General features: G+C 40.0%; 18 protein-coding genes and 1 tRNA gene. 10 read left to right on the plus strand and 9 right to left on the minus strand.

Annotated elements, in window-relative coordinates; translation table 11 throughout:
* Positions 1-6: 6 nt before the first annotated feature.
* Positions 7-1,278: a glucose-1-phosphate adenylyltransferase gene (locus tag GVK91_RS10635; RefSeq protein WP_153846927.1), complete on the minus strand. Its 1,272-nt coding sequence runs from the start codon at positions 1,276-1,278 to the stop codon at positions 7-9.
* A gap of 252 nt (positions 1,279-1,530) precedes the next feature.
* A complete protein-coding gene (locus GVK91_RS10640; protein ID WP_153846926.1) occupies positions 1,531-1,989 on the minus strand; it encodes a hypothetical protein in 459 nt (152 codons plus the stop codon).
* A gap of 401 nt (positions 1,990-2,390) precedes the next feature.
* Between GVK91_RS10640 and GVK91_RS10645 the strand changes: the two genes are divergently transcribed.
* From GVK91_RS10645 to GVK91_RS10660, 4 genes are all read left to right on the plus strand, one after another.
* On the plus strand, positions 2,391-3,653 hold the full coding sequence (locus tag GVK91_RS10645) for a TolC family protein (RefSeq protein ID WP_159728607.1): 1,263 nt from the start codon (positions 2,391-2,393) through the stop codon (positions 3,651-3,653).
* 2 nt (positions 3,654-3,655) lie between these two features.
* The gene (locus GVK91_RS10650) at positions 3,656-4,588 is read left to right on the plus strand and encodes an efflux RND transporter periplasmic adaptor subunit (RefSeq protein WP_159728609.1); all 933 of its coding nucleotides are present in this window, start codon (positions 3,656-3,658) and stop codon (positions 4,586-4,588) included.
* Between the two features lie 36 nt (positions 4,589-4,624).
* Positions 4,625-7,651, plus strand: a complete 3,027-nt coding sequence (locus tag GVK91_RS10655) for an efflux RND transporter permease subunit (protein ID WP_159728611.1) — start codon at positions 4,625-4,627, stop codon at positions 7,649-7,651.
* 79 nt (positions 7,652-7,730) lie between these two features.
* Positions 7,731-8,321 carry a methyltransferase domain-containing protein gene (locus tag GVK91_RS10660; RefSeq protein ID WP_159728613.1) on the plus strand — a complete coding sequence of 197 codons (591 nt, stop codon included), beginning with the start codon at positions 7,731-7,733 and terminating at the stop codon, positions 8,319-8,321.
* A 1-nt stretch (position 8,322) separates the two neighbouring features.
* Here the strand turns inward: GVK91_RS10660 and GVK91_RS10665 are convergent, their stop codons facing one another.
* Positions 8,323-9,855, minus strand: coding sequence for a SulP family inorganic anion transporter (locus tag GVK91_RS10665; RefSeq protein ID WP_159728615.1), 1,533 nt, complete (start codon positions 9,853-9,855; stop codon positions 8,323-8,325).
* Positions 9,856-9,956: 101 nt separating this feature from the next.
* Between GVK91_RS10665 and GVK91_RS10670 the strand changes: the two genes are divergently transcribed.
* Positions 9,957-11,489: a DUF3943 domain-containing protein gene (locus GVK91_RS10670; RefSeq protein ID WP_159728617.1), complete on the plus strand. Its 1,533-nt coding sequence runs from the start codon at positions 9,957-9,959 to the stop codon at positions 11,487-11,489.
* Positions 11,490-11,529: 40 nt separating this feature from the next.
* Here the strand turns inward: GVK91_RS10670 and GVK91_RS10675 are convergent, their stop codons facing one another.
* Positions 11,530-12,978, minus strand: coding sequence for a L,D-transpeptidase family protein (locus tag GVK91_RS10675; RefSeq protein WP_159728619.1), 1,449 nt, complete (start codon positions 12,976-12,978; stop codon positions 11,530-11,532).
* A 114-nt stretch (positions 12,979-13,092) separates the two neighbouring features.
* A complete protein-coding gene (gene fbp, locus GVK91_RS10680) occupies positions 13,093-14,103 on the minus strand; it encodes a class 1 fructose-bisphosphatase (protein ID WP_153846921.1) in 1,011 nt (336 codons plus the stop codon).
* A 269-nt stretch (positions 14,104-14,372) separates the two neighbouring features.
* Here fbp and GVK91_RS10685 point away from each other — a divergent pair, with 269 nt between their 5' ends.
* The 4 genes from GVK91_RS10685 (at position 14,373) to GVK91_RS10700 (ending at position 18,161) form a co-directional block, all read left to right on the plus strand.
* Positions 14,373-14,606, plus strand: coding sequence for a hypothetical protein (locus tag GVK91_RS10685; RefSeq protein WP_159728621.1), 234 nt, complete (start codon positions 14,373-14,375; stop codon positions 14,604-14,606).
* A gap of 256 nt (positions 14,607-14,862) precedes the next feature.
* Positions 14,863-17,613: a heavy metal translocating P-type ATPase gene (locus GVK91_RS10690; protein ID WP_159728623.1), complete on the plus strand. Its 2,751-nt coding sequence runs from the start codon at positions 14,863-14,865 to the stop codon at positions 17,611-17,613.
* A gap of 55 nt (positions 17,614-17,668) precedes the next feature.
* Positions 17,669-17,947 (plus strand): lipopolysaccharide assembly protein LapA domain-containing protein, encoded by a 279-nt coding sequence (locus tag GVK91_RS10695; RefSeq protein ID WP_153846918.1) that lies wholly within the window; start codon positions 17,669-17,671, stop codon positions 17,945-17,947.
* Between the two features lie 141 nt (positions 17,948-18,088).
* Positions 18,089-18,161 (plus strand) — tRNA-Lys (locus tag GVK91_RS10700).
* A gap of 232 nt (positions 18,162-18,393) precedes the next feature.
* On the opposite strand, the gene GVK91_RS27625 is transcribed toward GVK91_RS10700, so the two are convergent.
* From GVK91_RS27625 to GVK91_RS10715, 3 genes are read right to left on the minus strand one after another with little or no spacing between them, the layout of a single operon-like run.
* The gene (locus GVK91_RS27625; protein ID WP_259255229.1) at positions 18,394-18,525 is read right to left on the minus strand and encodes a hypothetical protein; all 132 of its coding nucleotides are present in this window, start codon (positions 18,523-18,525) and stop codon (positions 18,394-18,396) included.
* Positions 18,525-18,737, minus strand: a complete 213-nt coding sequence (locus GVK91_RS10710) for a hypothetical protein (RefSeq protein ID WP_159728625.1) — start codon at positions 18,735-18,737, stop codon at positions 18,525-18,527. The genes GVK91_RS27625 and GVK91_RS10710 overlap by 1 nt, the downstream gene beginning before the upstream one ends.
* Complete coding sequence (locus tag GVK91_RS10715; RefSeq protein ID WP_159728627.1) at positions 18,727-19,566, minus strand: bifunctional 2-polyprenyl-6-hydroxyphenol methylase/3-demethylubiquinol 3-O-methyltransferase UbiG; 840 nt, start codon at positions 19,564-19,566, stop codon at positions 18,727-18,729. Before GVK91_RS10715 ends, GVK91_RS10710 begins: the two co-directional genes overlap by 11 nt.
* A 355-nt stretch (positions 19,567-19,921) precedes the next feature.
* Here GVK91_RS10715 and GVK91_RS10720 point away from each other — a divergent pair, with 355 nt between their 5' ends.
* Entirely contained in the window at positions 19,922-20,701 is a 780-nt protein-coding gene (locus GVK91_RS10720; protein ID WP_153846916.1) for a hypothetical protein, read from the plus strand.
* Positions 20,702-20,984: 283 nt separating this feature from the next.
* Here the strand turns inward: GVK91_RS10720 and GVK91_RS10725 are convergent, their stop codons facing one another.
* Positions 20,985-22,496 carry a PQQ-dependent sugar dehydrogenase gene (locus GVK91_RS10725; protein ID WP_159728629.1) on the minus strand — a complete coding sequence of 504 codons (1,512 nt, stop codon included), beginning with the start codon at positions 22,494-22,496 and terminating at the stop codon, positions 20,985-20,987.
* Positions 22,497-22,515 lie beyond the last annotated feature (19 nt).

Consider the following 22,515-nt stretch of genomic DNA (forward strand, 5'->3'; position numbering starts at 1 on the left):
AAATTATCAAAATCCTATCGTAACCCCGTTGGCAATGATAGCATCTTTTTTCACAACAACGATGCCGTCACAGATCATATGCGTATCAAAATCGCCATCATTCAAGCCCGGTCCACCAATGATACGAACGTCATCTCCAATACGGCAGTTCTTATCCAAAATTGCATTTTCAATATAACAACGTTTACCCACGCCTACCGGTGGTGGCTTTTGTGTATTTCCCAATTCCAATACTTCTTCCAATTGCTCATAGTAATCTGTTCCCATCATGTAGGTCGATTTAATAACCGTCCCTTCACCAATACGGGAGCGTATCCCAATAACAGACCTTTCCAGTTTATCTCCATTTAAAATACATCCATCAGCAATTACCGTATTATTTAAAGTCGTTCCTGAAATTTTCGAAGGCGGAAGCATCCGCGCACGTGTATATACGGTCTCATTAAACAAGTTGAAATCCGGGATATCATCCGTTAATCCGATATTGGCATCAAAAAAAGATTTGATGGTCCCGATATCGGTCCAATACCCCTCAAATTGGTAGCTCAATACCCGAAGTGCTTCGATGGCATCGGGTATAATTTCTTTGCCAAAATCCATCCCCGGGTTGGCAATTAAAAGGTTACGCAATATATTTTTTGAGAAAACATAAATCCCCATGGATGCCAAATAATGCCTTCCCTTCTTATGTAAATCCTCCGAGACCTCTGAGGTCCAATTTAATACTTCGTCCTTATCGGGCTTTTCGACAAAAGCGGTAATTTCATTTGCTTCATTCGCTTTTAAAATACCAAATCCCGTAGCATCCTTACCATTGACTGGTATGGTCGCAATGGTAACATCACCCCCATTTTCAACATGGAAGTCAATAAGCTTCGAATAATCCATTTGGTATAACTGATCACCAGACAAGACAAGAATGTAGTCGTAATCGACATTCAGGAGATGTTTCTGCGTTCGCCTAACAGCATCGGCCGTACCCTCAAACCACCGATCGCCCTCATTGGTCTGTTCAGCAGCCAAGATGTCAACAAAGCCCTTACTGAAAATGCTGAAATTGTAAGAATTTTTGATGTGCGTGTTCAAAGAGGCTGAATTGAACTGCGTCAGTACGAAGATCTTATTATAGCCAGAATTCAAACAGTTCGAAATCGGAATATCGACCAAACGATATTTTCCAGCTATTGGAACCGCTGGTTTCGAACGTTGCTGTGTCAATGGGAAAAGGCGCGATCCTCGACCTCCTCCCAATACAAGGGAAACTACTTTGTGTATCATACCTCAATCCATTAATTGGTTATAAAATTGTTATCTTCAAGAACAAGGACCTGATCAGGTTTAGTCTCGAGATTCTTTAAATTCAGGTTTAAGAATCCTTATTAAATTAGCAATTTTCCGGATAAGAAGCAAACAACAATTTTGATCAATCATTCTTTTTACAAAAAAAATAATTTTCGAAAAACGAGCAGAAACATGTTTAATTTTAACCGATTAAAAGACGATGATGACAAGTCCGTGTCTCCCACAGGTTTAATATCCAAATAGACCAGTGAATAAAAAAAGGCAGTAGATATAGCCAACAAGCAATAGGTTAACACCTATTTGCGGATATTTCTTTTGGGTAAATAACCATAGGATCTCAATAAAGGCATAAATGGACAACGGTGCTGCAAGACTGACGGTCATAAAATAGAGTAAATATCCAGCCCCCAAACCATCATTTTGTTGTTTAAGAATCAAATATGGGACAAGAAGTAGCAGAAAGGCGATGCAGACTACAGAAAATCGAATAAAAAAATGTCGTTTTAGTTTTCTATCCCCTTTAAGAGGCTTATACATAAACAGTGTTGAGCCTGATATATATAGTGATAACAACAAATAACCGATATAGTGATGCACACTCTCCAAACCATTCCAATCTTGATTAGCGTAGGCAAGACCAACAATTAGAAATAAAACAATAAATAAAACTACTTTAATATAATTCATCTAAAAACATCAGGGATTATCCCTACTAGAGTAATTGAACGCTATAAATTTTAATATCGTATGGAACACACGTGAATTTCAAGATTTCTCTCCAATACGACATCTTGCCAATCGAACTTTGACCACGATAGCGCAAATCAATAGCACATCATTGATCCATCGATTTAGAAAATCTACTTAAATCTGAATACCAGCGACAAAAATAACTATTTAAATAGATAATTATAATTATATGTAATAATAATGGCATATATTAAATTGTTTGAATGGCTCAAAATTCAAAATTTCTACCAAATCCACCTGTAATTTGTCTTGTAATTCGACAACCCAACATGAATGGCGTTAATTTTAGCCACTATTGTTGTGGAGACATTTGTTTAATATAAGCTAAACATAAAGGTATGCGCTATTTTAAAGTAACTCTAGTTTATTCAATAGCCATGGTACTATTGCTATTTTTTAGTCTGGCGAATGCACAGACAAGCAGTAATTTGACATATTTTATCAAAAGTGCCCAGCTCAATAGTCCCCTATTGACAGACTACAACAATCAGATGCTTTCTACACGCATTGATAGCCTAAAATTAAGAGCGACCTATGGATTTATTGTCACCGCTGAAGGTAATGCCAGCTATGCGCCCAATAGCAAAGGCTGGGGCTATGACAATGCACTAACGAACGGCCAATCAATCTTTGCAGGCGTCCGTGTCTCGCGAGAATTTATCAGCCGGAACAATCTCTCGACAAGACTCAAGACTTACAAAAATAGTATCGCTCAAGTTCTCACACAAAAAGACCTTGCGATTCAAACACTTAATAGACAGATTACAGATCAATACATTGCGACATACACCAGCCAAAAACAGATGGACTTGAGCGCTGAAATTATTGCCTTATTGTCCAAAGAAGATCTGGTACTACAAAAACTAACACAAAAAGCAACGTTTAAACAAACAGACTACCTTTCTTTTAAGGTTACATTACAGCAAAATCAACTTGCATTACAGCAGCAGACTGCAGACTGGCAAAATAACTATGCCCTGCTCAATTACTTGTCGGGAATTATCGATACCAACTTTCATGCGCTTAGCCTTCCTGATCTAGGAGAAATATCATTTATTCCTTCTTTTCAAGAAAGTATTTATACAAAATCATTTCAAGCTGACAGTACAAAGCTGGCGAATGAGGCAATGGTTATTGCATATGATTACAAACCAAAGGTAAATGCTTTTTCCGATGGTGGCTACCAATCATCACTCACACATACCCCTTTTAAGAATTTTGGTATGAGTATCGGTCTTTCAGTCTCTTTACCAATTTATAACGGACATCAGAAACAACTCCTATTGCAGCAAAACAACCTTGCCTTACAAACCCGAAAGAAATACCTCGAACAAACGCAGAACCAGTATCAACAAGAAGTTTTCAATCTGCAGAATCAGATACGACATTATGATAACATGTTGGGAATGGCAAGTCAGCAAATTGAATATGCGAAGGCTTTAGTTGAGGCTAATGCAAAACAATTGCCCACTGGAGACGTAAAAATGGTCGATTTTATCCTGTCCATCAATAATCTCCTCAATCTAAAAGCAAATATTATCCAATATAACAATGCGTTATATACACTTAAAAATCAGATGAAATACCTCATCATCCAATAATTATGAAACATATTCTGGCCCTTTTCATATGTTCTTATTTGCTGTTTTCTTGTCATTCAGGGAAAAGTGAAAATGTGAACATAGCTGATCCGATCATAAAACCGGCAACCGAAGTGAGTATTGCATTTCCTTCGGATACAGCCAAGCTAGCCAATATGGTCACGCTCAATGCAACAGCATATTATCTATTAAAGTCCGATGTCAAGGCTAACACCAATGGTTATATTACAAAAATTACCATAAAAATGGCCGATCATGTCAATAAAGGAATGTTATTATTCGGTCTGGAGACAAAAGAGGCCCGGGCCCTGGGCAATACAATCAATAAACTGGATCCATCGTTTCATTTTAATGGTAATACCACTGTGGTAAGCCCAGCAACAGGATACGTCGCTATGCTTAATCATCAAATCGGCGATTACGTCCAGGATGGTGAAATCCTGGCTACGATAACCGACGCGAACAGTTTTGGTTTTGTAGTGGACGTTCCCTACGAATATCTTCAGGTCGTAAAAAGCAAAAAGATATTACCGATTACGTTGCCAGACGGCATTGTTTTGCAAGGCTCAATAGCGAAGGTCATGCCAACGGTGGATGCCGTCTCCCAAACAGTAAAAATTTTATTAAAAGTCGCTCCTAATGACATTCCCGAGAATCTTATTGGCACAATTAGTTTCTCAAAAAATCTCGATTATGGCCTTTCGGTTCCCAAGATGGCCGTATTGAGCGACGAAGGACAGACCTCTTTCTGGGTAATGAAACTCATGAATGATTCGACCGCAATAAAGACAACAATCGAAAAAGGTATCGAAACAGATAAATTTATTCAAGTGAAATCAGGCGATTTAACAACAAAAGACCGCGTGTTAATATCCGGAAATTTCGGCCTGGCAGACACCGCTGCAGTTCATATCAGAATAAATGGAAAACGATAAATAATAGGACCCTAGTATCCCTAAAAGCATTTTCTCATGAAAAAATCATTCTTCGTTACTTATAAAATCCCCCTGTTTGTTTCGATACTCCTGATCATTATGGGCGGTATATATGCGTATTCCAAGATTCACGCGGCATTATTCCCGCAGATTACTTTCCCCAAAATAAAGATTATAGCAGATGCTGGGCAACAACCTATTGACCAGATGACTGTAGGCGTAACTAAAATACTGGAAGATGCAATCAAAAAAGTACCTGATTTGCAATTACTCAAAAGTACGACCAGTAGAGGGAGCTGCGAAATATCGGCATTCATGTCCTGGGATATGAATATAGATTTGGCCAAGCAACAAATAGAGAGTAGTATCAACCAGATACGTAATCAATTGCCTAGCGATATTAATATCACTGTAGAGAAAATGAATCCTGCTATTTTACCCGTCATCGGCTATTCATTAAACTCAAATACACTTGATCCAATTGAACTAAAACAACTTGCCCTATACACCATTAAGCCATTTCTTTCCCAGGTGCCCGGGGTCAGTGAAGTGCGGATTATCGGCGGTCAGGACAAAGAATACCAGGTTCTCATGAATCAGCAGATGATGGCGCGATTGGGTATTACGTCCACTAAAATAGAACAAGCCATCAATAGTACAAACTTTATTAAATCCAATGGCTACTCTGCTGATTTCCATTTTTTATACTTGACCTTGACCGATGCACAAATCCGTAATGAAGCGCAATTGCAAAATTTGGTCATCAGCAACGATGGCAACCGTATTGTTAAGCTCGGAGATATTGCTCAAATTATGGTACACCAAGCCAAACAATACATAAAGGTAAATGCCAATGGGCAAGAGAGCATTCTGCTCGCCGTGATCCAACAACCCAACGCCAACGTTGTCGACGTGACAACAGCCATGGAAGCGAAAATCAGTGAGCTCCAAAAAACATTACCGAAAGACCTTACCTTAAAACCGTACTATGTTCAGGCAGATTTTGTAAAAGATTCAATAAAAAGCGTAACAGATGCTTTATGGATTGGACTATTATTGGCAATTATTGTAGCCGTTATTTTTCTGCGTTCCTGGAAAGCTAGCCTTGTTATCCTAATTACCATTCCGATAACACTGGCACTGACGATTTTATCGCTTTACGCCATGGGGCAAACGTTTAATATCATGACATTAGGAGCTATTGCAGCAGCTATCGGACTTATTATCGATGATGGCATTGTCGTTGTAGAACAAATACACCGTACACACGAAGAACATCCCGAAGAAACGGCCACAACACTTGTGCAAAAAGCTATAAATTACTTGCTAAAAGCCATGATCGGGTCGTCGCTTAGTACCATCGTGATATTTCTACCATTTATGTTGATGAGCGGCGTAGCTGGAGCCTACTTCAAGGTCATGACCGACACCATGATCTTGACGCTTATATGTTCATTTTTTGCAAGTTCAATTTTACTTCCTGTCATTTACCTCTTTTTTTCATCCGAGAAAAAAAGGCAGCAAACGTCCCAGCATCATGATGTCAAAGAACGGAAATGGGTAGGATTTTTTCTGGCCCGCCCCTGGCTAAGTTATTCGTTCATCGTTATTTTAATACTGTGTGCAATGGTTATTTTGCCAAAGATCGACACCGGTTTTCTACCAGAAATGGATGAGGGCAGTATCGTTCTTGATTATAACTCACCTCCAGGAACCTCGCTGGAAGAAACAGACAGGGAGCTGAAACAGGTTGAAAAAATAATAACCTCTACACCGGAAGTAGAAGCTTATAGCCGGAGAACGGGCACACAAATGGGCTTTTTTATTACGGAACCGAATCGAGGCGATTATCTTATTCAGCTAAAAAAACAGCGTAATAAAACAACAAATGAAGTCACCGACGAGATACGAAATCGCATTGAAGCATCAGGGCTGCCTTTGACAGTTGACTTTGGACAGGTGATCGGCGATATGCTTGGCGATCTAATGAGCAGCGTCCAGCCAATAGAAATCAAAATCTTCGGAACTGACCAAAGAACAATACAGGCATACTCAAAAAAAATAGCCAGCATTGTACAAAAGGTTAACGGTACAGCTGATGTATTTGACGGTATTATCATCGCCGGTCCTTCGATAATCGTTAATCCCAAATTCCCTGTACTAGCACAATACAATATTTCTCTCGCCGATTTCCAAAGTCAATTACAGACCAACTTAGATGGTAATATTGTGGGCAACATCTTTGATAAGGTGCAATACACGCCAATACGTTTACTTTACAACTCGCGTACAAATCAATCACTCAGTGACATCAACAACAGCATGATCGCCCTCCCTAATGGTATACTGAAGCCACTAAGCGAATTTGCAAATGTTACTATTACTGCGGGATCGGCAGAGATCAATAGGGAAGATCTTCAATCATTAGGTATTGTGACTGCTCGATTAGACAATGGGGATCTTGGCGGAACTATCCAATCAATCCGGCAGCAAATCGACCAACAGATCAAATTGCCAACAGGTTATTCCATTATCTACGGTGGAGCCTATGCCGAACAGCAACAATCTTTTGGCGAGTTATTGACAATTTTGCTCATCTCCTGTTTATTGGTTTTTGCGATCATGCTATTTCTATTTCGGAATTTCTTTCTTGCGCTTACGATCTTATTTATCTCAACATTGGGTATTTCCGGAGGTATTATACTCCTCTACCTTACCAGCACACCCCTCAATGTTGGCAGCTATACGGGTCTTATTATGATGGTCGGGATAATTGGCGAAAATGCTATTTTCACCTATCTACAATTTCAGGAAACTTTAGCAACCAAGACAAAGGCACAGGCAATCATCTATGCCATTAGCACCCGATTACGCCCCAAACTAATGACTGCAATTGGCGCTATCATCGCCTTGATGCCGCTCGCCTTAGGCATCGGCACAGGGGCTCAGATGCATCAGCCTCTAGCAATCGCAGTTATTGGGGGATTTATCGTTGCTTTACCCCTGTTGCTCATTGTTTTTCCGACTTTACTCAATAAAATCAACTTCCGAGCGGGTAGCTAAAAGCAATTTTCAGCAAAGAGAAGCACCCTATTGACTTAATATTTATGTAAATTGCTAAAGCATATAGAACAAAACAGCTATGAATTCTTCACTATTGGATGGAAACTATTGGGATGAACGTTATAAGAACAAAGCAACAGGCTGGGATATTGGCTATGCCTCTCCTGCTATTATCAACTATGCAGCGGAGTCTATTGCCAAAGATGCATCTATTCTTATTCCCGGTTGTGGAAATGCCTATGAAGCAAAGGCTCTACTTGACATGGGGTTCCATCAAATTACCTTACTTGATATCGCTCCGACCCTCGTTGCGAAGGTAAGAAAGGAGTTTGCCAATAGCCCTCAGATCCAAATTGTATGTCAAGATTTCTTCCAGCACCAGGGCCAGTACGACTATATAATTGAGCAAACATTTTTTTGTGCACTGGATCCTTCATTACGCCCCAGCTATGTACAACAAATGCATACTTTGCTCAAGCCTCAGGGTATACTGATGGGTTTATTGTTCAAACGGGAATTTGCACAACAGGGACCACCTTTCGGTGGAGATCAAACGGAATATCAACAATTATTCGCATCGCAATTTGACATTTTAAAGCTGACAGATTCAACCAATAGTATTCCCCAAAGACAGGGAAATGAACTGTTTTTTGAGCTGCGCAAAAAATAGTCTACTTGCCCGGCATGACCCGATAGGTTGGATCTTCCATGATATTGACCTTCACAATGCCCGCAGCATTTTTTAACAAAGAGCGACAATCTTCACTGAGGTGCCACAATTCGATTTTTTTCCCTTGTGCAGCGTAGCGTTCGGTAATTTTGTTGAGTGCATCCACGGCGGACATATCCACCACACGACTTTCCTTAAAATCTAAAATCACACGCTCGGGATCTTCCAAAACATCAAATTTATCCAAAAAATTAGCTGTCGAACCAAAGAAAAGAGGTCCATAGATTTCATAATGCTTGATGCCCTCGGCATCCAAATATTTTCTTGCCCGAATGCGCTTTGCATTATCCCAGGCAAATACAAGTGCGGATACCACTACACCAATAAGCACCGCAAGTGCCAAATTATGTAAAACCACGGTAATTCCGGCGACAATAATCCCAACGAAAATATCTGATTTGGGAAATTTATTGACGATCCGTAAGCTCACCCATTGGAAGGTTCCAATGGCTACCATCATCATCACACCGACCAGCGCGGCCATGGGTATCTGCTCAATAAAAGGAGCACCTACCAAAATAATCACTAAGATGGTCATCGCTCCAATAAAAGAAGAAAGCCGCGTGCGTGCACCAGCATTTAAATTGACCAGTGTTTGAGCAACCATGGCACAGCCACCCATTCCCCAAAAAAATCCATTGATTGTATTGGCTATCCCCTGCGCCATGGATTCGCGGTTTGCATTTCCTTTACTCGCCGTTATTTCGTCCACCATGTTCAGTGTCAAAAGCGACTCCACCAACCCTACTCCAGCCATCACCAAAGAATACGGAAAAATCAGTTGCAATGTTTCCCAGCTCAGGGGTACATTAGGTAAATGTAGATGTGGTAATGTCCCACTAACAGAGGCAATATCTACTACTTTTTTGGTATCAATACCTAAAAGAGAAACCAGGCCAAATACAACCAAAATAGCAATTAAAGAAGCTGGAACAGCCTTCGTTATCCGAGGAAATCCAATCACAATCAACATCGTCAGCAGAGTCAATCCCCCCATGATGTATAAGGTACTTCCCGACATCCACTCCGCCCCCTGTCCGGTATTTACCTTAAATTGGACTACTTGAGCCATAAAAATGATAATGGCCAGTCCGTTCAAAAAACCGTACATAACGGGCTGCGGAATTAAGCGTACAAATTTCCCCCATTTAAAAAGCCCAACTAAAAATTGCAGGAGCCCCGCCAAGACGACAGCAGCAAACAGGTAATCAATCCCGTGACTTGCCGCCAGGGCCATCAAAACAACCACCGTTGCGCCAGCACCTCCAGATACCATCCCTGGCCTACCTCCCAAAACGGAAGTGATCAAACCCATTAAAAATGCTGCGTAAAGTCCCGTCAACGGTGGTAGCCCGGCTAAAATTGCAAATGAGAGTGATTCCGGAATCATTGTCATTGCGACCGTTAATCCTGCAAACAACTCATTCTTAAGATTAATCGATTTTATATTGAATATTTCAAAGGTATTGTTCATTTTTAAATTACTTGAACAGGATAATTGCCGCAAAGGTACTAATCACACAAACACTTTTCCCCTATATTTGTTATTCTTTACAAATTTTATCGCAAAACAGTATGTTCATTTCGATCAAACAACGCATTAACCAACGTCATTATAGTCTCTTTATATTTATCTTTTTGTTGCTTGTCCAGCTCGGGATTATAGGGCCTAGTAAGGCTGCATTCCTACCAGCTAGAGATTCCTTAATGACTTCAGATAGCCTATTTCGAGCGAAACCTATCGAAAAATATCCCATGTACCACGATGAGCAACCACGACTTTGGAACAATCATCTTATCAACGTAAAACAAACAGACAGTCTATTCGACTACCAAAAAAAGAATTTCTTAAGGGCGGGAATTGAGTGGTTTTCCATCCAAGCTATTCCTGCTTCGGTTAATTACTTCATTCGAAAAGATCCTGTTTCCCATATTTCCTTTAAAAACTTCTTTAGCCATTTAAAACTGTCTGCCTGGACCTGGGACGACAATCTTTTTGCAACAAATCAAATAGCGCATCCTTATCACGGTCAGTTTTATTTTAATTCGTTCCGATCCAACAACTACAGTTTTCTACAATCGACAGCAGCAACCGTAGCTGGTAGCTATATCTGGGAAACTGCAGGTGAAACGGAACCACCATCCATCAATGATATCATCAACACAAGTTTTGGCGGTACTATTTTAGGTGAAATGACCCATAGACTATCGCATCATATTCTTTCGCGCCCAAGTCTGACCAAAGGACAACGTAATAAAAAAGAACTATTGGCCATGCTGATCAATCCAATAAACGGGCTCAACCGTCTGCTCGACGGGCGCTGGGGAGATAAGGTAAAAGGTGCGGTGGTCGACAGTTCTTTAGTGCACACCGAAGTTGAATTGGGACTAAGACGGTTTGATGCCAAGGAACATGACATCTTGAATAAAGGAAAGAACGACATCTATGCACGTATCAAACTGATTTACACCAACGATGATCTAGACAAAAAGAAACCCTTTGATGACTTCTTCCTCAATTTGGAACTTGGATCAGATGATAGTTCCATCGTCAATGCGGTCAATGTGTATGCCTCGTTATACGGTAACCGTATTTTATCCAATTTAACAGGACGTCATCGTGGTATCGTGTCTGCGCATTTCGACTTTCTACGCAATGAAGCTTTTTATTACGGATCACAGAGCATCAATTACAATGTCTTTTCAAACTTCAATATTGGTAGCCGTACCAAGCTCACAACCATCCTTGGTGGTGGTCCAGTGGTACTGGCCGCTGTACCCGATCCTTATCTCCATTTTGGTGAAAGCCGCACATACGATTATGGCCCCGGGGCCGATGTTAGGGCTTCAGCCACCTTGAGCACATTAAACCGCTTTAAATTTGGTGTAGATTATCGTGGCGGATATTTTGTCACAATCAGTGGCAACAAATCCCACCATTTTCTACACGCGGTATCCACAAGTGCTTCAATGCGTATCTGGAAGAACTTCGGTCTCAACCTTTACTCCGGTTACTTTAGATTGGAAGGTCATTATCAAGACCATAACAATGTCAACAAAGACTATCCTTTTGTCCGGATAGCGCTAGCCTACAACTCTGAATACTAGCTATAAAAAAGGCTTAACTAAATGAGTTAAGCCTTTTTTGTTAATTTGTCCAATATTTCTTTAACGCTTCCTTCAAACGCGAATCATAACCATATATATCCGGGTAAGTAACGATTTTTCCTTCGTCATCCAACCAGGTTGTATAATAGGTGATATAAACTGGCATCTGCCGTTTTAGTGTTACCCAGCGAGACTTTGAAATTGAATCTGTCGTAATTTCCTTCGCTATTTTTTCGGCCTGTTTTTCATTATTGACAAGGTAAGATGCCAAATCAACGGGTTTTTCAACACGCACACAACCATGGCTCACGGCGCGATTGCTCTGCCCAAACATTTGTTTTGCAGGCGTATCATGCAGGTAAATGGAATAGGGGTTCTCAAACAAAAACTTCACATTCCCCAATGAATTATCCGAACCAGGATTTTGTTTAAAACGAAAATTCTCCACAGAATCCGAATTCCAGTTGACCGTTGCAGGATCCACTTGTTTACCTTTGTAATAAGCCACCATATTGCGCGATGCCAGATAGTTTGGATTGTTTCGAACGCTTGACAATAACTCTTTCTTGACAATACTGCTTGGAATATTCCATACAGGATTTACTTGCATGGCATCCAACACCCCTTGCATGACAGGCGTCTCGTGGTTCTCACCTTTTCGCGTATACGCCGGATTATCTGTTTCACCGACACACACATTCATCAGTTGACTTGTCTTCCCTTCTTCCATAATATGTAACCGTTGTTCAGGTATGTTCACAAATACATATTTCTCCGGAAAAGCATCTCCCATCCAGCGCAATTTTTCCAATACCATTAACACCTGGCTACGTTGTGCACTGTTTAGGTTCCCATTTTCCAATAAATCCTGAAACCTGGTGTAATACTGATTTTTAGGTTGGATATCGGTCAACACAGTTCCAATTTTTACACTATCCAGCATTTGTACAACTTTGCCATAGCTCATACGCTTTTGAGGAACGAAATATCTTCCATAAAGGCGTTTGGGATTGACCACACCATATTTTATGCTACTGATATAAGCCACGAGCCCATCAGTACTCAATAAGTCAAGTTTGGCCAATAATGGATAAACTTCAGCAACATCTTTGCTTTTCAGTTTTCGAAGCGAAGATAATGTTTCCTTAATCGCAGTTGTATGGAAATAACTAGCTCGAATACCATGCGCATCACTTCGCTCAAAGTAAGTTAACATGGTGTCGATACTACCATCAAAAAGGTGTTCGGCAATTAAAGTCATCCCTTCAGTAGAATCCGATAATTCCTTCATCCAGCTCGGATTAACCAATTGAGATTTTTCCTTGCCATACACTTCATGGAAGGCCTTTACATAAGCTGCTGTGTCAAAATCCTTATAAGACTTATTCTCAAACCCCTTCGCTAAAACATCACCATAAGTTGGGGGATTCTCCTTACAAGAAAAAAATACTACTGAAACAAATGAAATAAAAACTAAAAATCGTAACATATTACAAATCGTGAAAAAGAAATGGCTTCGCAATAATGAAGCCATTTTCTGAGGACAAAGATAAATAATTCTTATTGTCTAAAGAATCTTACCTGTCATTGAATCACTACAGAATCAATCACTGTATTTTTTCAGGAAATCTTCCAGCAATTCCACCATATCGGTATTACCCAAAAAAGCTGCTGATCGCTGGTGCAAAGTTTTTGGCTCAATATCTAATATACGCTGAGATCCATTCGAAGCTTTACCCCCTGCCTGCTCAATGATGAAGGCAATTGGATTGCACTCATACATCAATCTTAGTTTACCATTAGGGTGCGCAGAAGTCGTTGGATAAAGAAAGATGCCCCCTTTGAGGAGATTGCGGTGAATATCGGCGACCATTGAGCCGATGTACCGTGATGCATAGGGGCGTTGCGTTGCACTGTCCTCCATTTGGCAATATTTGATATATTGCTTAACGCCGTTTGGAAATTTGGAATAATTTCCCTCGTTAATCGAATAAATTTGACCCGAAGCCGGAATTTTCATATCAGGATGGGATAAACAAAACTCGCCGATCGAAGGATCCAATGTGAATCCGTTTACGCCCTTTCCCGTTGTGTACACCAACATGGTTGAACTACCATAGATCACATAACCTGCAGCGACCTGTTTCGTTCCATGCTGTAAAATATCATTGCTATTACAAGAAACACCCGTATCAGAAATTCGTCGATAAATGGAAAAAATGGTCCCCACAGATACGTTAACATCGATATTGCTTGAGCCATCCAGTGGGTCAATACACACAATATATTTGGCATTTTTGGAAACCCCTGATTGGATATACACTGGATTTTCATGTTCCTCTGAGGCAACTACACAGCATTCTCCCCCACTTTGAAGCGCTTTGATAAACTGTTCATCGGCATAAACATCCAGTTTCTTTTGTCCCTCGCCCTGCACATTGACCTGTCCTGCATCGCCTAAAATATCAACCAATCCCGCTTTATTAACCTCTCTATTTACAATTTTTGCGGCGATTCCAATATCGCGCAGTAGCCTAGAAAGCTCCCCTTTAGCATACGGAAAATCGGCCTGTTTTTCAATGATAAATTGACCTAGTGTAGTTATACTACTCATAATGTTGTTTTATTGGATATTTGTTGCACAAAGCTAAAAAAGTTAAATAAACTTTAGCAAATACATCCTTCTCATATTTAGCATTTTAGCAGACTAAATACGCAATCGATTGCGCTAAGTTTTGAAAACTCTTCTTTGCTAAAACGATTATTAGCTATTAAAAAAATAATAAAAGGTTGAAAGCACTGGATAAATTTCAAATAGCAACGATTAGAAAAAAAACAATAAATGCTAAGTATTTGGTAATTTTGGCTAAATATTTTGATACAATGCAACAACTTATACAACTCATCGAAAAAGAAAAATTAGGCAATCGGCCGGCAACACAGCACACGTTGATCATCGACGATAATCAAGTGATTCACGGAGCTCTTTTCCTGGTAAAAACCGCCCGAAAAACATTTAAATTGATGATCCCGGCTCCTTTTCACGAAGCAGTTCTGAAAGAACAAGTAACCATCAATGCATTGATCAAACATCCCCAAGTAATGTTACTGGCTTAATCAAAGGGAAATTCCCCTATCCCATACCTACCCCAGAGCAAACAAAACATCGCTCGGTTGTGTTTATCATAGCGTAATTTCGCTGTTTTTTTTACACCATATTCCATTTCCGGAAGACTATAACGCTGGTTCGACCTAGAAAATGAGAGCAAACCGGAAGCACATATTATCAACGGGAAATTTTACAAGAAAACCTGGTAAAAGTGTAAAAATCACCTCGATATAACGTTTAACTTTAGGCAACAAAGACAACGCTATGCAACACCACTATACACTTTCGGGAATGTCCTGTGATGGATGTAGAACCACAATCGAACATGCATTGAATGAGTTTCCTGGGCTTCATGCCGAGGTAACTTTAAACCCGCCAAGCATGACAGTAACATCCCAGAAACATATTCCGTTACAGCAATTACAGGAAATAATATCACAATTAGGTCCTTACCAGGTCGACGAAATACATAAGCATAAGGGTGACGTACAATCCGATCAACACATTGTAGCACAAGCTTCAGACAGGTATGGTTGCCCTATGCATTGCGAAGGTGAAAAAACGTACAGCCAGCCAGGAAATTGTCCGATCTGTGGTATGCATTTGGTGAAGCTGGATGCAGACACAGCAATTAAAAATAAGCTACATACTGAGCATGCAGCGACCTCGCATGCCCATCACGAACAGCAACACAACCATTCCGCTCAGTCAAATGCTACGGTACATCAATCACAGACAATATCTTCAGCTGACAAAGCACATGGTCATACATCCGCTGATAAATACTATTGTCCGATGCATTGTGAGGGCGACAAACTTTATAACGAACCTGGAAACTGTCCGGTATGCGGCATGAATCTGGAAAAGGTCCCCATGTTAAAGACAGACCTTCAATATAGCTGTCCTATGCATCCTGAGATTGTACAAGATCATCCCGGAAATTGCCCTATATGTGGTATGGACCTTGTGCCTATAGCCAATGGTAATGATGAGGCCGACGATCATACCTATCGTGATCTACGCATGAAATTATGGGTCTCTATCCTATTTACGGTTCCGATCTTTATACTTTCCATGGGTGAAATGCTTCCTGGCAATCCAATAGGTAAAATCATTTCGCCCAGCTGGTCTGGATGGATACAACTGGTTTTATCCCTGCCGGTCGTTTTTTATACCTGTTGGTCTTTTTTTCAACGAGGCTGGGTATCTTTCAAAACTTGGCGCCTTAATATGTTTAGCCTGATTGCACTTGGTGCTGGAGCTGCATTTGTCTATAGTTTGGTTGGTCTATTTTTTCCGCAGGTCTTCCCTGCTGAATTAAAAAATCATCATGGCTACATTGCACTTTACTTCGAGTCTGTTACCGTCATATTGACTTTGGTATTATTAGGCCAGGTGATGGAGGCCAAAGCACATTCCAAAACCAATTCGGCGATCAAAGAGCTAATCAAGCTGAGTCCTTCCGAAGCTACGCGCGTAGAAAATGGAATAGATAAAAAAATCGGCATAGATCAAATTCAACTCGGAGATATACTGAAAGTAAAACCCGGGGACAAAATCCCCGTTGACGGACAGATTACGGATGGCAACAGTAACATTGATGAATCCATGCTGACGGGTGAACCTATTCCGGTAGAAAAACAAGCTGGAGATCATGTCAGTTCAGGAACAATCAATGGCGACCGTAGTTTCCTCATGAAAGCAGAGCGTATCGGTTCGGACACACTACTGGCTCAGATCATTCAACTCGTCAATGATGCGAGCAGAAGCAAGGCACCCATTCAACGATTAACGGATAAAGTATCCGAGATATTTGTCCCGATTGTCATAATCATTGCAATTTTGACATTTCTTACCTGGTGGCTTTGGGTTCCTTCTGCTTCCCTAGCATTCGGCTTTGCCAATGCACTTGCCGTACTTATTGTCGCCTGCCCCTGTGCCTTGGGACTCGCTACACCAATGTCCGTCATGGTGGGTGTCGGCAAAGGGGCCAAACATGGGATCCTGATCAAAGATGCAAGTGCGCTGGAAAAAATGAACCAAGTGGATGTGGTACTAACAGACAAAACAGGTACCATTACCGAAGGAAAACCCACCGTTGATGATATTCAGCCAAACTCGTCCAGCAGCAAAGACGAGATATTGTCTTTGGCTGCCGCTTTAAACGCCAATAGCACACATCCTTTGGGCCATGCTATTATTGAAAGGGCAAAAAAGGAAAATAGTAAAACGGACCTTGCAGTTTCCGATTTTGAAAATGTTGCCGGGCAAGGAATCAAGGGAAACATAGCTGGACATAGCATAGCACTGGGCAATCAATTGTTGATGGAGTCTATCGGCATAGCAATCCCTCATGATATGAAGCAGATGGCCGAAACCGCCCAATCCCATGGAAAGACGGTATCCTTCCTGGCAAAAGACAGTAGCTTATTGGGGTATTTTAGTATTTCAGATCAAATAAAAGCCTCTTCGAAGCGTGCAATTCAATATCTTATACAGCATAAAGTCGATGTCGTTATGCTGACGGGAGATAATATCCATACGGCAAGGGCTGTGGCGGATCAAGTTGGCATCAAGCATTTCAAAGCCAATGCCTTGCCCAAAGATAAATTGCAGGAAATTCATGCGTTACAGCAAAAAGGACATGTGGTGGCTATGGCTGGTGATGGCATCAATGATGCCCCTGCCCTTGCTCAAGCCGATATCGGCATTGCCATGGGCACAGGTACCGATGTTGCCATACAAAGCGCTTCACTCACTTTGCTGAAAGGAGACCTTATCGGAATAGCCAAAGCAAAGGTACTGAGCCAAAAACTACTCCGTAATATTAAGGAGAACCTGGGTTTTGCTTTCGTCTATAATATACTCGGGATTCCATTGGCTGCCGGACTTCTATATCCTTCTTTCGGAATTCTCCTGTCCCCGATGATTGCTGCCGCTGCGATGAGTTTCAGCTCCGTTTCGGTTATCTTGAATTCTTTACGCTTAAATCGTGCAAAGATCGATATCGATTAAAAACAGATATTCCCTATATTCGCTGTTAGAATAACGACATATAGTTTACAGTAACATGCGTAATATCTTTTTAATCTTGATAACGGTTATCATCACAGTTGTGTGTGTCAAAAATCCGCAATCGGTGCAGCTCAATTTTCTCGGGGAATCACAGGTGACACTATGGAAGCTACTATTGGCCTTTTTTATTGCGGGAATTGTATTTGTATCTCTATTGAAAATCGGAAAAAAGAAACAGCGGGCGTATGAAGAGGAAGAAATAGACGAATCGGAAGAAGAAAACAGCGACAGAAAGTCCCAATTATCCGATGAAGACCGGGAATTTCTGTCCTAAATAAAAAAATAAATCACTAAAAATGAAGCCCTAAACAGCCGTAGCGCATTTTTATCGCACAAATACTTGCGTGGAATAGGGATTAACCCTATCTTTGCATCACTTCAAACAAGGAACGGTAGTTCAAAAACAAAGAAGTAAGATTCCGTAGCTCAGCTGGTAGAGCAATACACTTTTAATGTATGGGTCCTGGGTTCGAATCCCAGCGGGATCACTGAAAAAAGCTAATCGAAAGATTAGCTTTTCTTGTTTTAAGGCTATTAGGATTCGAAAGAAGGGTCGGCCGGGTTCGATCCAATGGAGGCTCAGGGCTGTGCTTGGGACATGAGGGGCTGAGCCAATCCCAGCGGGATCACTGAAAAAAGCTAATCGCAAGATTAGCTTTTCTTGTTTTAAGACTATTAGGATTCGAAAGAAAGGTCGGCCGGGTTCGGTCCAATGGAGGCTCAGCGCTGTGCTTCAAGGATAAAGTGTATAACAGCCTCCATCCGTTGTACGGAGCAATCGGTTTCAATTTCCAATTCGTTGATTGCCGTTTCCAGTTTAGACAATGTCTGATTGTAAAATTTAGCTCTCATTACCTGCTGTTATTTTTCTTTCTTACCCTTTTCATTAGACTGTAATTACACGCTCTGTTTTCTGCATATTCAATTTTATGTTCAGATAGAAGCTGTACAATTATTTCGTTTGTTTCATCTTCATTAAGTCCTATTTTTTCCCCGAGGTCAATTTCATTGAGTTGACCGTCATTTTCTATTAATGCTCTGTAATATTTTTCTTTATTTTCCATAATTATATTTTTTTTGCACAGCTATCATCATGTGTGGACTAAAGGGTAAAAGATAGCTGTCGTTTTCAGTAACTTGAATAAGTTCCATTAATGTTCTTCGTTTTTTGTTATTCAGCATATTGGCAAAGTATTCTTTATCCAACCATGCCATACCCTCAACCGCATAAGTATTTAGATAGGTTAAGCCTTGATTTATAAATTCATCTTTTAGCTGTTGTGGCTTATGATAAAATGCTTCTGCTAAAAGCCAAGGGAAATCATCGGGCGGATTGTGCATCCCCCTTATTAGTTCTTCTTTGCACATTTCAAAAAATGGCTTTTTGTGAATTAAGCCGTTTAAAAGACCAACCAATGTTGATGCCGTATAATTGATGGCAAAACCCAAAATAATCCCATCATTCTTTAAAATACGTTTAGCTTCGCAAATGGCTAAATCTCTATCCTCCTTTTTTTGAAGATGATAAAGAGGGCCGTGTAGTATTATTAGGTCTGCATAATTATCTGGAAATTCCAATTTTCGAGCTTCTCCTAAATGTACAAAAAACTTGTTCTTTAATCTATTCGCTCTGTTTTGGGCTATTTGTATATGTTTTGCAACTGGCTCTACCAAATGAACTTGATGTCCTTTTTTAGCAAGCCATTCCGAATACTTTCCCGTACCACCACCAATATCTATTATTTTTGAAGATGAAGTTGGTATATATTTTTCTACGAGTGATTTAATTCTTTCAAATTCAAATACGCCCATTCCTTTGTCAAGTCGAGTTTCTTCGGATGCTCTATTGTAAAATAGCTCTATATCTCTACTTATTAACTGTTTACTATTCATTTTTATTCATCGTGTCACCACATTTTGAAATGTTGAATACACTGCAAAAGTGATAATGCAATCGATTTGATAATCGTTTGTTTTGTTTAAGATTAAGAAATATGTCGATAGGATTATCTGTGCATTAAAAACCACAAGATTTCAATGCATTAATCACTCTGTTTTAGAGTTGTCTTTCGAGTAAGACCAGATAATATGTTAGATATAGTATAACAGACCACAAAGATAGAAAATTTGGATTAATTTTTAACGGTGAATTGGCACTAATATTCCCCGATTAAAAATCACTATTTTCATTGATTTTTTAACAGATCTAATTTGATAGTTTTGTTATGCACATTAAATAGCACAACGGATGAAAAATTTTGTTTTACTTCTTCTAACCCTCTTAAGTATACCTTCGCCAGCCCAAGATAAATTAGCTTCAACGGATTTGGTGTATCCTGATTTAATTCCGACACTTATGCAGAACAGCTTTTATGGTTACTGTGACAAATCACTAAACGTTAAAATAAAGGCACTTTTTGAAAAAGCAGAACTATTCGAAGCTGATTACAATTTCCAACTTTTCCATGTAAATAATCCTGAGATCATTAAATATGGAACAGAAGACTATGCTTGGGTACTATTCAATGGCGAACGCTACCGTATCGATAAAAAGGGAACACGAGTATATAAATACAATGCCGCAGATTTTAAAACAGGTGAAACAACAATTTATCTGTACAAAAATTCAACTGTTTATTTTAGCGACAGCATAGATCAAAACACACTCTTTCAACACATCAAAGACAACCAGAGCGGAAAACAAATATTTCCGGAAGAGCAATCCATTCAGGAATTTCGCATAAAAAATAAGGAGTTGATTGAGGAAGGAGTTAAATTGATTTTCCGCCCCAAAAGAAAAGAAATACCTTACGTAGATTTTACCAGTGAGAACACTTTACTAAAGGGAATAAAAAATAGTGAGACCAATCAAATCATTGTAAAAGCAAAGTATGCGAATATTGAGGAGCTTTATAATAATCCATTACGTGAACAGCAGTATCCGCTGTTTATTGGCTATCGCGGTGACCTCGACAAGGAAATATATGTCGGTCTGAATGGAACCGAGTACTACATCCAAAAAGAATAGCAAGCATTTTGTTCGGAGCCTTCAATCTCTTCAAAAGCAGTTGTAGCAACGATAGCATCCGTAGGAGAAATGACACCTCACAGTAAAAACCTCAATGTCGGTATAAAGCCGGTTATAAATACGGCAGACACATTAGCAACACCTGTCACTATAAATCGCCCGGACGATTTTTTTATATGTATCTGCCGTAAGCCCCTTTTCCTCCTTGATGTTATATAAGAAATCTGCGTATTTTATTTAGCAATTTCTTTCGGTGGGAATATTCGCAATAACTCGCTTCCGCTTAGAAAGCTGCATTTCTTACTCTGATTAACTTACCATCAATTTCATCCGTAAGAATATATAATTTACCCATGGGGCTTTGTGTCACTTTTCGTATCCTTACTCTATCATCAGTAAATAATTCTTCAACACGTTGTACATACTCCCCTTCGATAACCATTCGCCATAAACTACCTTTCGATAATCCGCCCACAAGTAAGTTTCCCGACCAAGCTGCAAACTCACTTCCCGAATAAAAATGTAACCCAGTAGGTGCAACAGTGTGTAACCAGTACCATACAGGGTCCGTATAGACATTATTGGGGATAGCTTTGGGTGCAAACTCCGCAAAACGATACTTCCCAGTCGTTTTCATTGGCCAACCGTAATTTGCTTTTGCATGGAGCACATTAATTTCGTCTCCCTGATGCGTACCGTGTTCGGTAAACCATATTTTGTTATGAGTTCTATCAAGCGTTATTCCTTGCGCCGCCCTAATTCCTATCGCATATAATCCAGGAGTCGCCTTACTTCCAAAATCCGGATTATCCTTTGGGATAGTTCCATCAGAATTAATTCGATAGATTTTCCCTCTTTTATCTTCGATATTTTGAGCAATAGGAATAATTGGTTCGTCCTGCTCAGAAAACAATCTTTCGCCAATGGTAAAATAGAGTTTACCATCGTTCCCAAACACCATTCCACCACCGTAGTGATACCGCTCTTTCGTATAAGGCTCAGCGACAAAAAGGACTTTAATTTGCTGTAAGGAGTCGTCTTTCAGCACTGCTCTTATAATTTTTGTCGTTCTGCTCGCTGACTTTTTGGCGACATACGATAAGTAAACATACTTATTTGTATTAAAATCGGGATCTAACAATATTTCAAATTTCCCGGTATTGTCCCCAAAACCAGCGATGCTATCCTCCAGATCGGTTGGATAACCTTGTATCCTAGTCTTTTCTTTGGTCAAAAGATTAGTCTTCACAAGATGGCCTTCTTTCTCTGATATCAGCACTTCATTCTCCGACATAAAAGCAATACTCCACGGCCGTTTTAAACCTTCTATGATGGTTTCCTTTTTCGGTAGAATAGCGTTTACATCCACTATTTTATGGGGTGTTCGTGTCGAAACTTTATCGGCAATAAACCAGCCCTCGTTGGTTTTCATCAGATTAAAATAGTCTGTATATAAATCTCTCTCCGTGCTGATTTCAACTTTTGCGCTCCCCATATTGTTGGTAATATCCATCGCCACTATGCGCGTTTTTAAATTTTTGTTGCGCTCATGAGGTTTGAATAAACTGAGGTATTGATCTCTGGTAAACTCCACAAATTTACCATTGTTATAGTTCTTTAAATGACAGGAAGAATGCATAGCCTGTCCTAATTTAGTACTATCTCCGGTTGCCCAACCATCGAAATAAAGCTCTATTGTCTTTTCTATTAGCTGTCTCTCTGTCGGCTGATTTTGAGAAAATGCGGAAGAAAAAAGAACGACAATTAATAGGAGAGTCAGAATTACATTTTTCATAAAAGTGTTTTGATAAGTA

This window comes from Sphingobacterium sp. 18053, assembly GCF_902706145.1.
Taxonomy (GTDB): Bacteria; Bacteroidota; Bacteroidia; order Sphingobacteriales; family Sphingobacteriaceae; genus Sphingobacterium; species Sphingobacterium paramultivorum.